The organism is Ruegeria sp. CDSA089 (assembly GCF_059612205.1).
Map to the genome: position 1 here is coordinate 1 of NZ_JBXWQD010000006.1, position 15614 is coordinate 15614.

General features: G+C 59.7%; 12 protein-coding genes. 5 read left to right on the forward strand and 7 right to left on the reverse strand.

Annotated features, from left to right (window positions below):
• Positions 1–403: 403 nt before the first annotated feature.
• Both katG and AC2FJ6_RS14520 read right to left on the reverse strand, forming a co-directional pair.
• Positions 404–2605 carry a catalase/peroxidase HPI gene (katG, locus tag AC2FJ6_RS14515; RefSeq protein WP_496669399.1) on the reverse strand — a complete coding sequence of 734 codons (2202 nt, stop codon included), beginning with the start codon at positions 2603–2605 and terminating at the stop codon, positions 404–406.
• A 237-nt stretch (positions 2606–2842) separates the two neighbouring features.
• Positions 2843–3688 (reverse strand): SDR family oxidoreductase, encoded by an 846-nt coding sequence (locus AC2FJ6_RS14520; RefSeq protein ID WP_496669401.1) that lies wholly within the window; start codon positions 3686–3688, stop codon positions 2843–2845.
• Positions 3689–3778: 90 nt separating this feature from the next.
• Between AC2FJ6_RS14520 and AC2FJ6_RS14525 the strand changes: the two genes are divergently transcribed.
• Entirely contained in the window at positions 3779–4411 is a 633-nt protein-coding gene (locus AC2FJ6_RS14525; RefSeq protein WP_496669403.1) for a class I SAM-dependent DNA methyltransferase, read from the forward strand.
• On the opposite strand, the gene AC2FJ6_RS14530 is transcribed toward AC2FJ6_RS14525, so the two are convergent.
• From AC2FJ6_RS14530 to AC2FJ6_RS14540, 3 genes are read right to left on the reverse strand one after another with little or no spacing between them, the layout of a single operon-like run.
• Positions 4408–5187 carry a carnitinyl-CoA dehydratase gene (locus tag AC2FJ6_RS14530; RefSeq protein WP_496669405.1) on the reverse strand — a complete coding sequence of 260 codons (780 nt, stop codon included), beginning with the start codon at positions 5185–5187 and terminating at the stop codon, positions 4408–4410. The two genes, AC2FJ6_RS14525 and AC2FJ6_RS14530, sit on opposite strands and share 4 nt — an antisense overlap.
• Positions 5184–7196 carry an acetate--CoA ligase family protein gene (locus AC2FJ6_RS14535; RefSeq protein ID WP_496669407.1) on the reverse strand — a complete coding sequence of 671 codons (2013 nt, stop codon included), beginning with the start codon at positions 7194–7196 and terminating at the stop codon, positions 5184–5186. The genes AC2FJ6_RS14530 and AC2FJ6_RS14535 overlap by 4 nt, the downstream gene beginning before the upstream one ends.
• A complete protein-coding gene (locus tag AC2FJ6_RS14540; RefSeq protein ID WP_170355736.1) occupies positions 7193–8353 on the reverse strand; it encodes an acyl-CoA dehydrogenase family protein in 1161 nt (386 codons plus the stop codon). Before AC2FJ6_RS14540 ends, AC2FJ6_RS14535 begins: the two co-directional genes overlap by 4 nt.
• A 77-nt stretch (positions 8354–8430) precedes the next feature.
• Here AC2FJ6_RS14540 and AC2FJ6_RS14545 point away from each other — a divergent pair, with 77 nt between their 5' ends.
• Positions 8431–9372 (forward strand): GlxA family transcriptional regulator, encoded by a 942-nt coding sequence (locus AC2FJ6_RS14545; RefSeq protein WP_170771536.1) that lies wholly within the window; start codon positions 8431–8433, stop codon positions 9370–9372.
• Here the strand turns inward: AC2FJ6_RS14545 and AC2FJ6_RS14550 are convergent.
• Together AC2FJ6_RS14550 and AC2FJ6_RS14555 are read right to left on the reverse strand one after the other, a co-directional pair.
• A complete protein-coding gene (locus AC2FJ6_RS14550) occupies positions 9369–10358 on the reverse strand; it encodes a sterol desaturase family protein (protein ID WP_170771534.1) in 990 nt (329 codons plus the stop codon). The two genes, AC2FJ6_RS14545 and AC2FJ6_RS14550, sit on opposite strands and share 4 nt — an antisense overlap.
• Before the next feature lie 11 nt (positions 10359–10369).
• Entirely contained in the window at positions 10370–11125 is a 756-nt protein-coding gene (locus tag AC2FJ6_RS14555; protein ID WP_170771532.1) for a class II aldolase and adducin N-terminal domain-containing protein, read from the reverse strand.
• Between the two features lie 109 nt (positions 11126–11234).
• Here AC2FJ6_RS14555 and AC2FJ6_RS14560 point away from each other — a divergent pair, with 109 nt between their 5' ends.
• From AC2FJ6_RS14560 to AC2FJ6_RS14570, 3 genes are all read left to right on the forward strand, one after another.
• Positions 11235–12110 carry a LysR family transcriptional regulator gene (locus tag AC2FJ6_RS14560; protein ID WP_170771530.1) on the forward strand — a complete coding sequence of 292 codons (876 nt, stop codon included), beginning with the start codon at positions 11235–11237 and terminating at the stop codon, positions 12108–12110.
• A gap of 139 nt (positions 12111–12249) precedes the next feature.
• A complete protein-coding gene (ade, locus tag AC2FJ6_RS14565; RefSeq protein WP_170771528.1) occupies positions 12250–14052 on the forward strand; it encodes an adenine deaminase in 1803 nt (600 codons plus the stop codon).
• Positions 14049–15512 carry an AMP nucleosidase gene (locus AC2FJ6_RS14570; protein WP_170771526.1) on the forward strand — a complete coding sequence of 488 codons (1464 nt, stop codon included), beginning with the start codon at positions 14049–14051 and terminating at the stop codon, positions 15510–15512. Before ade ends, AC2FJ6_RS14570 begins: the two co-directional genes overlap by 4 nt.
• Positions 15513–15614 lie beyond the last annotated feature (102 nt).

Here is a 15614-nt window from a genome sequence, read left to right on the forward strand (position 1 = left end):
CCAGAGCCAAAAACCAGACCGTTGCGCCAATCCCTCAGCGCGCCCGCCTAAACCTCAACCTCAGATGCCCCCAGTCTCTCCTGAGCGTCCCCGCCGCTCCCGCAGCGCCCCACCGCCTCACCAGCGCCGGTGAAGGGGTATTTACGGATTAGGTCTGGAACCTGCAACCCCCATTTTGAAAAAACTTTGAATTTCCAGGTAGAAACTTATTTATCTTAACAAAAACAACAGACTAACTTCAAAAATCGCATCGAAAACCCACCAAACAGAGCGTCACAGTAGAGGATGGATACCTCTTTCACAGGAATCGTACCCAATGCTTGGTAGGCGTTCATGACTGGCAAAGAAAACGCCGCCCAAGTTTCCCTGGGCGGCGTCGTTTTGTGAGTGGTGGTCGTCTTAATTATTTCAGGTCGAACCGGTCCGCGTTCATCACCTTGGTCCAAGCGGACACAAAGTCGGTGGTGAACTTGGCTTCGGCCCCGGCCTGACCATAGACCTCGGCCAGCGCCCGCAGTTGCGAGTTCGAGCCAAAGACCAGATCGACACGGGTCCCGGTCCACTTGACCTCACCGCTGGCGCGGTCGCGGCCTTCATAGACGCCCTTGCCTGCGGGCTTCCATTCGGTGCTCATGTCCAACAAGTTGGTGAAGAAGTCGGTGCTGAGCGTACCGACCCGGTCTGTGAACACGCCATGCTTGGTATCGCCGAAATTGGCGCCAATCACGCGCAGCCCACCAACCAGTGCGGTCATTTCAGGCGCGGACAAGGTTAATAGTTGCGCTTTGTCGACCAGCAACTCTTCGGGTGAAACGGTATAGTCACCTTTCAGATAGTTGCGGAAGCCATCAGCGATGGGCTCCATCACCGCAAAGCTATCGACATCCGTCTGGTCCTGCGACGCATCAGTGCGGCCCGGAGTAAACGGAACCTCGACATCCTGACCGCCAGCCTTGGCCGCCTGTTCGATACCTACGGCGCCGGCCAGAACGATCACATCCGCCAGCGAGACCTTTTTGCCGCCCGACTGCGCATCGTTGAACGCGGCCTGAACACCCTCGAGCGCGGACAGCGCCTTGGACAATTTCATCGGCTCGTTCACATCCCAGTCTTTCTGCGGCGCAAGACGGATACGGGCACCATTGGCACCGCCACGCTTGTCCGACCCGCGGAAGGTCGAGGCCGAGGCCCAAGCGGTCGAAACCAGTTCCGACACCGACAGACCGGTTGCCGCGATCTTGGCTTTCAGGTTCGCCACATCCGCATCATCCACCAGATCATGATCTATGGCGGGGACGTTGTCCTGCCAGATCAGCTCCTCGGTCGGAGCTTCTTCACCGATATAGGCCGCGCGGGGGCCCATGTCGCGGTGGGTCAGCTTGAACCAGGCGCGGGCGAACGCATCTGCGAATTCTTCGGGGTTCTCATGGAAGCGCTTCGAGATCGGGCCATAGATCGGGTCCATGCGCATCGCCATGTCGGCGGTGGTCATCATGGTTTTGACCTTTTTCGACGGGTCATGGGCCTGCGGGGCCATGTCTTCTTCTTTGACGCCGACCGGCTCCCAGATCCATGCGCCCGAGGGGCTTTTGGTCAGGTTCCAGTCATATCCGAACAGCAGGTCGAAATAGCCGTTGTCCCATTGGATCGGGTTCGCGGTCCATGCGCCTTCGATTCCCGAGGTTGTGGTGTCGTCACCTTTGCCCGAGCCAAACTTGTTGATCCAGCCAAAGCCCATTTCCTCGATCGCGGCAGCTTCGGGTTCGGGGCCAACCAGACCGGGATCGCCCGCGCCATGCGCTTTGCCAAAGGTATGACCACCCGCAACCAGAGCCACGGTTTCCTCGTCATTCATCGCCATCCGACCAAAGGTGTCGCGGATGTCACGGCCCGAGGCCAGCACGTTCGGCTCACCATCGGGGCCTTCTGGGTTCACATAGATCAGGCCCATCTGCACAGCGGCCAGCGGGTTTTCCAGATCGCGTTCACCGGAATAGCGGCTGTTCGGGTTGTCGGTGGGGGCCAGCCATTCGGTCTCAGTGCCCCAATAGATGTCTTCCTCGGGGGCCCAGATGTCTTCGCGGCCACCGGCAAAGCCAAAGGTCTTGCCGCCCATGGATTCGATGGCGCAGTTGCCCGCAAGGATCATCAGGTCAGCCCATGAAATCTGGTTGCCGTATTTCTGCTTGATCGGCCACAGAAGACGGCGCGCCTTATCGAGGTTGCCGTTATCCGGCCAGCTGTTCAGCGGGGCAAACCGCTGGTTCCCGGTCGAAGCACCACCCCGGCCATCCGCCGTCCGGTATGTCCCGGCGCTGTGCCACGCCATACGAATGAACAATCCGCCGTAATGACCATAATCCGCTGGCCACCAGTCCTGCGAATCCGTCATCAGCGCATACAGGTCTTCTTTCAGCGCCTTCATGTCCAGTTTCTTGAACTCTTCAGCGTAGTTGAAATCGGCATCCATCGGGTTCGAGGCCGGTCCGTGCTGATGCAGGATCGACAGGTTCAGCTGGTTCGGCCACCAGTCCCGGTTAGACCGGGTTCCTGCGCCGTGCATGACAGGGCATCCGCCTGCTTTGGGGTTATCACTTCCGTCCATGTCGATCTCCATTCCTGGCAAAATTCCGGCGCAGGTGCGCCGCTAAAAACTCGGTCGATCAAGAGCACATATAGATGACACTTTTATCCATCCTAAAAGCATGACGAAAAATCGCGCAGTCGTGATGGGCAGTAGCGACTCGGTAGGTCTTGTCTAGAACCGTTCTAGCAAAGACAATCCATGCGAATAAGTTTTGTTTATGGATGATTGTGATAACTAAAAGCTATCACAATTCAATCATTCCGCGCGCATCAGAGACGTCAGCCCGACCCGGTAGTCTGGATAAAGCAGCTTTACCCCCAACTCATCCTTGATCCTGTCGTTTCTGACCCGCTTGTTCTCGTTGTAAAAACTGCGGGCCATCGGGGTTAGGTCGGCCTTGTCAAAAGGAACGGCGGGGGGCAGAGGCAATCCCTGCAACTCAGCCGCATAGGCAATGACATCCTGTGGTGGAACCGGTTCATCATCGCAGACATTATATATGGCGCCGGGATTTGGCGCGGCCATCGACGCCGCCAATACCTGCGCGATATCGGCCACGTGAATGCGCGAAAAGACCTGACCCGGCTTTATGATCCGCCGCATCCCAACGCGTTTCAGCTTGGAGAACGGACCGCGACCGGGGCCATAGATCCCCGCCAGCCGGAAAATATGCGTGGGCAGACCCGGAATGGTCAGCCATTGCTGTTCCGCCTGCACCCGCCATCTGCCCCTTTGGGCCGTGGGTGTTGCAGGGGTAGTCTCATCTACCCAATCACCCTGATGATCGCCGTAGACGGCTGTGGTCGACAAGTAACCGACCCATTTGAACTGCGCAGCGCGCTCGGAGACTTCGTCCTTCAAGGCCGCCAGAACCGGGTCACCTTCGGCATTGGGCGCTGTCGAAATCAGCAGATGCGTCACCCCGTCCAAATCAACTTGCTGTCCGGGCCAAACAACCGGCTCTGCCCGCGAGGCCCGCAGGGTTGGTGATTGCGCGGGGTCACGGGTGGTTCCGACGATGCGCCAGCCGGCAGGAGCCAAAAGCCGCGACAATTCCTGAGCGGAATAGCCATGGCCGAATGAATAGAGAAAACCAGTCATGCCGCCATTGATGATCCCCAAATCAGCCGGATGCAAGCGCGGGCGACGGGATACTTGATTCGAATCCCACAATGGGCCTTTCTTTTAGGCATGAGCGATAAAACCCCTGATCTGCATGCGGCCTATGCGCTGGAAACGCCGGACGACAACCGGCGGCTTTATGCGGAATGGGCCGGGGATTATGACACAGGCTTTGCCACGCGTGAGGATTATCAGCTCCACATCCACACGGCGCGCGCCTTTGTAGGGGCGGGAGGACAGGGCCCGGTGCTGGATGTGGGCGCTGGGACCGGTCTGTGCGGTGATGTCCTGGTCGGGCTGGGCGTCGGTCCCATCGACGCCACCGATATCAGCGCCCAGATGCTGGATCAGGCCATGCGCAAAGACATCTACCGCGATGCAATCGAGGCCGACCTGAACGAGGGCATCCCTGTGCCGCGCGAAAGCTACTCGGGCATCGTGTCATCGGGCACCTTCACCCACGGCCACCTCGGCCCCGAGGCGCTGTTGCCCTTGCTGCGCGTCGCGCGCCACGGTGCGCAATTCGCCCTGTCGATCAACGCCCAACATTATGAGGCACTTGGCTTTGCCGAGGCGCTTCACAAGCTGTCTCAGGGACAGATCAGAAACCTGTCTCTGCCCGAAGTACGTATCTATGGCGACCTCGCCGTTGGTCCCAACAAGGACGACACGGCGCTCATCGCCTTGTTCGAGCGGATTTAGCGCCCTTTCCAGACCGGGTCGCGTTTCTCGGCAAAGGCGCAAGCGCCTTCCAGATTGTCCTCGGACCCATACAGAACATCCACGGTCGGCAATTGCCGCCGTGTGATCCGGTTCATAATGTCCTGAAACTTTGAATCCTCGGCCTCGCGCACGATCTCTTTGATCGCGGCGTAGACCAGGGGCGGCCCGCTGGCCAATAAACGCGCCAGTTCCCAAGCGCGGTCCATTAATTGATCACCGCGCACAATCTCGTTGATCAAGCCCCATGCCTTGGCCTCGCCCGGATCGAACCAGCGTCCGGTCAGCAGCAGTTCCATCGCGATATGATAGGGGATGCGTTTGGGCAGTTTGACACTGGCGGCATCCGCAACGGTGCCGGATCGGATTTCGGGCAGGGCAAAGCTGGCGTGATCTGCGGCGATGATCATGTCCGCGCTCAGCGCCAGTTCCAGCCCGCCACCGCAGGCAATACCGTTCACGGCGGCAATCACCGGCTTGTTCATATCGCGCAGCTCTTGCAACCCGCCGAAGCCGCCCACGCCATAATCGCCATCCACCGCGTCGCCATCCGCCGCAGCCTTCAGATCCCAGCCGGGGCAAAAGAACTTGTCGCCGCCGCCGGTGATGATTGCCACGCGCAGGTCCGGATCATCGCGGAAATCCCGAAAGACCTCGCCCATCACCCGACTGGTCGCCAGATCAATCGCATTCGCTTTGGGACGGTCCAGAGTGACCTGCAATATCGCGCCCTCGCGCTGGGTTTTGATCGGGTTCATGTGCGTACCTTTCGGATCAGAGCATCCACCGCCACAGCACCTTTAGGGCCGCAGATAAGCGGATTGATTTCAACTTCGCTGACATGAGTTGCATTGGCAATAACATAGGCCTGAACAGCCTCGACCGTGTCCAAAATCGCGTTCATGTCAGCTGCGGGTTTGCCGCGATAGCCAGCCAACAACGGCGCACAGGCCAGCCTGCCCAGCGCCTTTTCAACTACATTCCGAGGCGACGGGATCAGCAGAGACACCGAGTCCCGTAGGATTTCCGTCAATACCCCGCCCGCGCCTAAGGTCAGAACATATCCATGGGCCGGATCGCAGGTTACACCGACCAGCAACTCTGCCACGCCTTCGGCGGCCATTTCCTCGATCAGAACCTCAGAGGTGCCGATCTGGGCCGCGACGGCCCGTAGATCGCCCGCGCTGACCCCTAACTGAACCGCCCCGTGGTCCGACTTATGGGCCAGTCCAACGCCCTTGACGGCGAAAGGGCCCGCCATGTCACCTGCACAGGCGGCATCGGCCTGCATCACCCGCCTTTTCGGAGTGGGCACGCCGAAGGCTGCAAGCTGGTCCTTGGACTCCGCCTCGGTCAGCGTGACGTTTGGATTGGCAGTACTGGGAAGGACCACCGGATCAGAGTCCTGACCTGCAGACCGCGCCGCCGCTTCGACAGCCGACAGTGCCTCATGCAGCCCAGCGAAGGGAATAACCCCGCCATCCATCAGTCGCTGCGCGACGTCCTCGGGCATCAACTCGGGCAGAGTTGCGGTCACTGCAAAGGGCCGCCCGGTTTGTGCCACGCAATTCAACGCGGCCTGCGTTGCACAGGTCCAATCGGTTTGATCAGTGTGCGGATAGTCCACAATGGCCATAGTCAGAGCCTGTTCTGGCCCCATCATCGCCGACCAGGCGCGCGTCATCGCCTGCGTGTCGCGCCAGATATAGGTGTGGTAGTCCAGCGGGTTCGCCAGCGCCACCATCGGCCCCAATGCCGCGCGCAGATCGGTGCGTTGCGTATCCGTCAACGGCGGAAAGTGCAGATCACGCCCCTCGGCCATATCGGCGGCCAGACTGGCCTCGCCCCCCGAGCAGCTGATCGTACCCAGCCCGTTGCTGTCCAGACGCCCAGCAACATGCAACAGCTTGAGGCATTCCAGAAAGCTGGGGATGTCATCCAAGCGGGCAATCCCCAACCGATCCAGAAACGCCTGAGCACCCGCGTCCTGCCCCGCCAGCGAGGCCGTATGCGAAATCGTTGCCGCCTGGGCATGGACCGACCGGCCCATCTTCAGCGCAACAATCGGGACACCGCGCTGACGAGCCTTTTTAGCCAGCGCCTCCCATTTGCGCAGATCGCCAAACCCTTCGATATGCACGCCGATGGCCGTAATGCGGTCGTCATCCAACAACGCCGAGGCAATCTGGGCCTGATGCGTCTGCGCCTGATTTCCACAGGTCAGCATGAAGGCCAACGGCAAAGCGCGGCGCTGCATGGTCATGTTGATGGCAATGTTCGAGCTTTGCGTCAGGATCGCCACCCCGCGATCCACAGGCCGCATGCCGTGCTGATCAGGCCAGACAGCCACACGATCCAGGCCATTGACGAAACCGTAACAATTCGGCCCAAAAATCGGCATGTCCCCTGCGGCGGCGATCAACTGATCCTGAAGGCCCGCGCCTGAATGGTCTTCAGCCTGTGCCTCGGTATAGCCCGAAGCGAAACAGACCGCACCGCCCGTCCCCATCGCAGACAGAATCCTGACAGCCTCAATTGTGGCGTGGCGGTTGATGCCGACAAAGGCCATGTCGGGCACATCAGGCAACGACTCGAGTGTCGGGTAAGCACTTTCCCCCGCGACATCAGTTGCTTTGGGGTGCACAGGCCAAATTTCGCCCTCGAATCCAAACTTGCGTGCCTGCTCGATAACAGACGTACACCACGCGCCACCGCCGATCACGGCGATGGTCTTTGGGTTCAGCGCTCGGGCCAGCGCTGTCGTCATGCGCCCAGCGCCCGCAAGAGATCGCGGCTGATGATGTGGCGCTGAATCTCGCTGGTGCCGTCCCAGATGCGTTCGACACGCGCGTCACGCCAGAATCGCTCCAGCGGGTAGTCATCCATCAGACCCATCCCGCCATGCACCTGAATCGCCGCATCCGTCACCCGGGCCAGCATTTCCGAGGCGTACAGTTTGGCCGAGGCAATCTCGCGGTTGGCGGGCAGCCCCTTGTCCAGACGATCGGCGGCTGCAAGGGTCAGCAGATCGGCGGCATCAATCTCGGTGATCATGTCTGCAATCTGGAATGAGACGCCCTGAAACTTGCCGATCTTCTGGCCGAATTGCTCACGCGTGGCGGCATAGTCCAGCGCATAGTCGAACGCTCGGCGCGCACGCCCAACCGACATTGCGGCAACGGTGATCCGGGTGGCGTAAAGCCAGGTGTTCATCACCTCGAACCCGCCATCGACCTCGCCCAGAACCTGTGCATCCGGCAAGCGGCAATCGTCGAAGTCCAGCACCATGTTCTTGTAGCCGCGATGGCTGACCGACTTGTACCCATCCCGGATTGTGAAGCCGGGTGTGCCGCGATCGACCAGAAAGGCAGTGATGCGTTTCTTGGGACCTTTCGGCGTCTGATCTTCGCCGGTTGCGATGAAGACAATGATGAAATCCGCATGTTCCGCGCCCGAGATGAAATGCTTGGTGCCATTGACCACCCAGTCGCCCCCATCGCGCACGGCGGCGCATTTCATCCCCCGCACGTCCGAGCCCGCACCCGGTTCAGTCATCGCCAGCGCGTCCATTTTTTCACCCCGGACGGCAGGCATCAGGTAACGGTCGACCTGATCGCCCTCGCACGCCATCAGGATGTTTTGCGGACGTCCGAAGAAATGGTTCAGCGCCATCGATCCCCGGCCCAGTTCGCGTTCGACCAGTGCAAATTCCAGATGGTTCAGCCCGGCACAGCCGACGCTTTCGGGGAAGTTGCAGGCATAAAAGCCCAACTCGATCGTCTTGCGTTTGATCTCGGCGGCGATCTCGTGCGGAACCTCGCCGGTGCGCTCGACCAGCTCTTCATGCGGGTAGATTTCGTTTTCGACAAAGCTGCGAACGGTCGCGGCGATCATCTCTTGTTCGTCGGACAGGCCATATTGCATCTGGGGTCTCCACATCTGGGGTTGCGGATATCCTGACGTGGCTTGCCAATCTGAATATGCAAAAATAGACCTATATCATGCAAAAATGGATCAAATCCCCCGCTGCGCCGCAGCAATTCGGAGTGCTTCTGTTCGACGGCTTTTCCAACCACTGCCTTGCGAATGCGGTCGAACCCTTGCGGGCGGCGAATTCCATCGCGGGGCGCAAGCTGTATGACTGGCAATTTCTGTCACTGGATCGCGCTCCCGTCACGTCATCTTCGGGGCTGCAAGTCGCACCGCACGACATCTTGCAGAATGCACGCGGCGATACTTTACTGGTCATGCCCTCTTACGGGTATCGGGCCCATGGCGGGTGGCGGACGCTGGCGGGGTTGCGGTCCGCAGCGAGGCGCTACAGCATACTGGCCGGGCTGGATACCGGAAGCTGGTTGTTGGCGTTGGCCGGATTACTGGACGGGCACCGCGCCACAATCCATTGGGAGGAGCTGGACGGTTTCACCGAACGATTCCCCGAAATTGACGCACAGCGCGAACGCTACGTGATCGACGGCGACCGCATTACCTGTTCTGGTGCGATGGCGGCGTTTGATCTGGTGTTGCACCTGATTGGGCAAGATCACGGGCAGGCTTTGGCGCTGGAGGTCGCGCAGCTTTTCATGACTCGCGATTCCGCCAGGTCTCATTCCGGCGGGGCGGGTGCGACCAGCAGCTATGTGAACAAAGCGCTGGCCCTGATGCAGGAACATCTGGAAATGCCTTTGCCTATCCCCGAGATCGCCCGCCGGGTTGGACGATCGCAAAAGGCGCTGTCCGTGCGAATGCAAACCGAACTGGGCGCAGGCCCCGCACAGGTCTATCGCCGCCTGCGCCTGAACCTGGCCCGGAAACTGGCAGCCGAGACCGACCTGACTATCGCCGAGATCGCCCTGCGCGCAGGCTATGACGACCCAAGCGCCCTGACCCGAGCCTTTCGGACCGAGTTCGGGACCACCCCGCGCGCAATGCGATCCGGCTAGGTATACATCTGCTTTTTATAGGCCCGCGTCCGCGTCGTCGCCTCGGCAGACCCGTCGTGATAGGTGCCAAACCACTTGTCGAAGGGGATTTCCGAGGTGCCGTAGTTGCACTCGAAATACCGGTGATGAAGCTGGTGGAAAAAGTCCCCCGCACGGGCCGCTTCAGTTTCTCCGGCTTTCAGCTTTTCAAACCCTGAATGGGACAGAACCGGGCTGATCTGCTGAAAATACGTGTGAAACAGAAGATGCAGAGGGTGGGACGGCACGATCAGATGGATGAAATAGGTCGTGAAATACAGCAGGTTTTCATACCAATGGTTCGATATCCCCGACCACGGGCCGATATTGACGTTGCGATGATGCACGGCGTGGACGTGTTTATAGAGCTTTGGGTGATGCTCCAGCCGATGCACCCAATAGAAATGCAGGCCAGACCACATCGGGATGAACAACATCCAGACGATAAACCAAATCGGCGCGCTGGCCCAAGTGACTGTCGGCACATATCCGTTGGCCATCGCCCAATAGATCACCCATTGATACACGGTTGCCACGGTCATGGCGCTGCCCAGCGTCCACCAGATATTGTCCCAGACCTGATTGCGGAAGGTGAAATTGCCGTTGTCTCTGGTCAGGTCGCGACGGTCGAACTTTTTGTACATGCCCTGCCCCTTGCGCATGTAAAGCCACCAATGCAGCCCGCCCGCCACCAAGATCTGAGGCACCATGTTCAGCAGCCAAATGCGGAACATCCACCCCGGAGCAAAGCTCTTCATTGACTCTAACCCAGGGAAAAAAACGACATAGGCAATGACCGCCAGCCCCATACACAGGGTCAGTGAGGAAATCTGCAACCAAGCTCCACTGTACCACTTCAGCACAGAGGCGGGGCGCGGAGGCCACGCGAACAGCGGGTTCAAACCCACAGGGCCTTCGGGGTGATAGTACCAGCGGGCGGCTTCGGGGTCTTGTGCAGAATCAGTCATGGCAATTCCCTTTAGCTGGCGTAATCCGAACCCTCTGCATCCAGCAGAGCCTTGATTTCCCGCAGATGCGCCTCGGCCTGATCGGGGTAGTCGTCCAGTTCCCGCGCGGTCTTTTCCGCAATCTCATCGGACAAGACACGCAGGGGCTGGCCGGTCTGCAGCGCGCGGATATAGGTCTCGGCCGCACGCTCGAAGTAATAGAGGCGATTGAACGCATCCGCCGGATCGCTGCCCGTCACCAACACGCCATGGTTGCCCATGATCATGACCTTCTTCTTCGGGTCCGACAGCATTGCGGCGCAGCGCTCACCTTCGCTTTCAAAGGCCAGCCCGCCGAATTCCTGGTCCACCACATAGCGGTTGTAGAAGGTGGCAGTGTTCTGGTCGATCGGCGGTAGAGTGCTGTCGGCCAACGAGGCCAGAACGGTTGCAAAGATCGAATGCACATGCATCACACAGCGCGCATGCGGGCAATGGCGGTGGATCGAGCCATGCAGACCCCAAGCGGTCGGGTCGGGCGCGCCGGGCTGATCCATAACGTCGGGATCATTGGCATCCAGCAGCAGAAGGTTCGACGCCTTGATCCGTGCGAAATGCATCTGATTGGCGTTCATCAGGAACTGCGTTCCGCCCTCGTTGACCGCCAAACTGAAGTGGTTGGCCACGGCCTCGTGCATGTTCAGGCGTTCAGTCCAGCGGAAGGTAGCAGCCAGGTCGACCCGCTCGGGCCAGTGGTCGATATTGGGACGCAATTCGGTGACGGTCATGGCGGGCTCCTCCATCTGGTTTCTCAAGAAGGTGGCGACGCAAGGCAGATTTGACCAACGAAAAATTCTCACCTATTCCATAAGCTGAACTAATGGTGAGATTATGCCAATGCAGACATCGCTTCCTCCGCTGGGTTGGCTGCGTACGTTCGAGGCCGCCGCGCGACACTTGTCGTTCACCGGTGCGGCGCGTGATCTGAACATGACGCAAAGCGCGGTCAGTCAGCAGATAAAATCGCTTGAGGGTTATCTGGGCCAACCTCTGTTTCTGCGCCGTCCTCGCGCGCTAGAGCTGACCGAGGCCGGAATCACCTATCTGCCCGTGGTGCGTGAGGCGTTTCGCACGCTGGTGCGTGGCACGCAGGCCGTCACCGGCGCGCAGCAGAACGCGGTTCAGGTTCAAAGCAACATCACTTTTGCCGTGAACTGGTTGGGACCGCGCCTGCCCCGGTTCCGGGCTGCGCACCCGGATGTGCAATTGAACATCTTCACCGAACTCTGGGAGCCGCGCGAAATGGCCGAGGGCGCTGCGGTCGAAATCCGCTATTCCCTGCGCCCGTCCGACACGGTGCGCACCGAGTTACTGCGCACCGATCACTATTACCCGGTCTGCGCGCCGGGCTATGAAGTGCGGCTGGAAGATATTCAGGAACAACCCCTGTTTGATTGCTCTAACCTGTTGTCGAATTGGCAGAATTGGATCACGGAACAGGGTCTAAATTGGGAAAATTCACCCATAACCTATTCAACAACCTATCTGGTTAGCCTGTCTGTTGCGATGGCCGGGGGTGGGTATTGCCTGACCCATGACACCATAGCTCGCGACCTGATCGAGCGCGGACAACTGGTGGCTCCGTTTGAGTATCGTGCGGAGATGCCCGAGGCTTATTACCTGCTACTGTCGCCTCAGGCCGAGGAAACGCCGGGTGCCGTCCTGTTCGCCGATTGGGTAAGGCGGGAAATTGCCCGCGATCTGGCGGGGTAGGCGCTCCCGCCCATCGTCAGGGGCGCTTTCGCGCCCCCTCCGTTGGTTGGGCCGGGCAGCGCTGACGCGCTGCGTGACGGTTTGATGATAGATGTTCGGCAGGGGTTGCACCTTCGGACACATTCAGAAAAGTTGAGCCATGGAATATACGCCTTTCCCAAGTTGGCCCGATACCGCCCCCCGATTGATCGCTGTTGCCGCTGGACGTGATCCAGCCGACATGGTCGTGCGCGGCGGGATCTGGGTGAACGTACACACGCGCGAAGCGCTGCCGGATCATGACATCGCGATCGCAGACGGGCGCATCGCCTATGTGGGACTGGATGCCTCGCATTGCATCGGCCCAAAGACGCAGATCATCGAGGCCAATGGGCGCTATATGCTGCCGGGTCTGTGCGACGCGCATATGCATATCGAATCAGGGATGCTGACCCCGGCGGAGTTTGCCCGCGCGGTGATGCCTCATGGTACGACGTCAATGTTCACCGACCCGCATGAGATTGCCAATGTGCTGGGACTGGATGGCGTGCGGATGATGCATGACGAGGCGATGATGCAACCGGTCAACATCTTCACCCAGATGCCCTCTTGCGCGCCGTCGGCCCCAGGGCTTGAAACAACGGGCTATGAGATCACCCCCGAAGACGTGGCCGAGGCTATGAAATGGCCCGGCATCATCGGGTTGGGTGAGATGATGAATTTCCCCGGTGTGATTCACGGCGACCCTAAGATGCTGGCCGAGATCGCGGCGACTCAGAATGCGGGCAAAACCGTGGGAGGACACTATGCATCGCCCGATTTAGGGCCTGATTTTGCGGCTTATGTTGCCGGCGGCCCCGCTGACGACCACGAGGGAACTTGCGAAGCCGACGCCATAGCTCGGGTGCGGCAGGGGATGCGGTCTATGATGCGGCTGGGCTCGGCCTGGTATGACGTGGAAAGACAGATCACGGCGGTGACCGAGAAAGGGTTAGACCCGCGCGGCTTTATTCTGTGCACGGATGATTGCCACTCGGGCACATTGGTAAATGAGGGGCATATGAACCGCGTGGTGCGCCACGCGATTGCCTGCGGATGTGACCCGCTGATCGCACTGCAAATGGCGACGATCAACACAGCCACCCATTTCGGGCTGGAACGCGAGATCGGGTCAATCACACCGGGCCGGCGGGCGGATATTATCCTCAGTTCTGATTTGCGCGAGCTTCCAATTGAGGTGGTGATCGCCCGCGGCCAGATCGTCGCCGAAAATGGCGCGATCACCGTGGACTGCCCACATCTGAACTGGCCGGACAGCGCGCGAAATACGGTGCATCTGGGCCATGTGCTGGCTGATACGGATTTTGAAATCAAAGCCCCCGAGGGCGCCAACCGTGTGCGGGCCAACGTGATCGGTGTGGTGGAAAATCAGGCCCCGACCAAGGCGTTGAAGGCGGAATTACCCATCATCGGTGGGCTGGTCGAGGGCGAAGGCGACGTTTGCCAGATCGCGTTGGTCGAACGCCACCGCGCGACCGGTGGGGTCACGAACGCGTTTGTCTCGGGTTTTGGGTATCAGGGGCGCATGGCCATGGCGTCAACCGTAGCGCATGACAGCCACCACATGATCGTGGTGGGGACCGACCGCGAACAGATGGCACTGGCGGCGAACCGTCTGGCCGAGGTGGGCGGCGGTATCACCCTGTTCCGCGACGGCGAGGAATTGGCGCTGGTGGAACTGCCCATCGCTGGCCTGATGTCCGACAGTCCCGCCGCCGATGTGGCCGCCAAGGCGGACCGGATGGTTCAGGCGATGCAGGACTGTGGCTGTCAGTTGAACAACGCGTATATGCAGCACTCGCTGCTGGCCCTCGTCGTGATCCCCGAACTGCGGATTTCCGACCTTGGGCTGGTGGATGTGCGGAAATTTGAAAAGATCGACCTTTTGGAACCCCTCGCATGACAATAATAAGAACACCCGACGTCCCAAGCCCCGAGAAGTTCACCGACCCTGCCGCCGCTGTGGCGCGTTTGGAAGAGCTGTACGAAAAGGCCACAAGTTTTCTATGTGAAAACTTCGCCAAAGCGATGGAGGCAGGCACTCCGACCGAGCGATTCAGAGCCTATTACCCAGAGATTCGAATCAAAACGACCTCATACGCGCATGTGGACAGCCGTCTGAGCTTTGGTCACGTCTCGGAACCCGGCACCCATGCCACCACGGTCACACGGCCCGATCTATTCCGGGCCTATCTGACCCAACAAATTGCCCTGCTGATCAAAAACCATGACCAACCAGTGACGATTGGTGCCTCGGATACACCCATCCCGGTGCATTTCGCCGTGGCCAATAACCCTGACCTTGTGGTGCCGCATCAGGGCGCGGCGGGGTTCACCCTGCGCGATGTGTTCGACGTGCCCGACCTGACGACCACCAATGACGATATCGTCAACGGGGTGCATGACCACGAAACCGAGATTGGCCCGCTGGCGCTGTTCACCGCCCAGCGCGTGGATTATTCGCTGGCCCGTCTGGCGCATTACACTGCCACCGATCCCAGCCATTTCCAAAACCATGTGCTGTTCACCAACTACCAGTTCTACGTGTCCGAGTTCGAGAACTACGCCCGCGAACAACTGGCCGACCCGGAAAGCGGCTATACCAGCTTTGTGTCGACCGGGAATGCGCAGATCACCTCGGCCGATGGCGTTTTGGAGCAGCCTCTGAAGCTGCCTCAGATGCCGACCTACCACCTGAAACGCGCCGATGGGTCGGGGATCACGTTGGTCAATATCGGGGTGGGGCCATCCAACGCAAAAACCGCGACCGACCATATCGCAGTTCTGCGGCCGCATGCGTGGCTGATGGTTGGCCATTGCGCCGGCTTGCGCAACACGCAGGCGCTGGGGGATTTCGTGCTAGCCCATGCCTATCTACGTGAAGACAAGGTGCTGGACGATGACCTGCCCGTCTGGGTGCCGATCCCGCCCCTAGCCGAAGTGCAGGTAGCGTTGGAACGCGCCGTGGCCGAAGTGACAGAACTGGACGGCTACGAGCTAAAGCGCGTCATGCGCACCGGCACCGTCGCCTCGGTCGACAACCGCAACTGGGAACTGCGCGACCAGTCCGGCCCGGTGCAGCGCCTCAGCCAGTCTCGCGCGATTGCGCTGGATATGGAAAGCGCCACGATCGCCGCCAATGGATATCGGTTCCGGGTGCCCTATGGCACTTTGCTCTGTGTCTCGGACAAACCGCTGCACGGGGAATTGAAGCTTCCGGGCATGGCCTCGGACTTCTATACCACACAGGTCAGCCGCCATTTGGCGATCGGAATTCGCGCGATGGAACACCTGCGAGGCATGCCGCTTGAGCGTCTGCACAGCCGGAAATTGCGTTCTTTTGACGAAACAGCCTTTCTCTGAAGCAAAAAAGCAACGTTTTCCCCCTATTTTTAGGGTTTTTCGCGCTACTATTCGTTGTGTTCAGCCACAATATCCCGTTACAGTTACGCGGTGAGGCCCAAG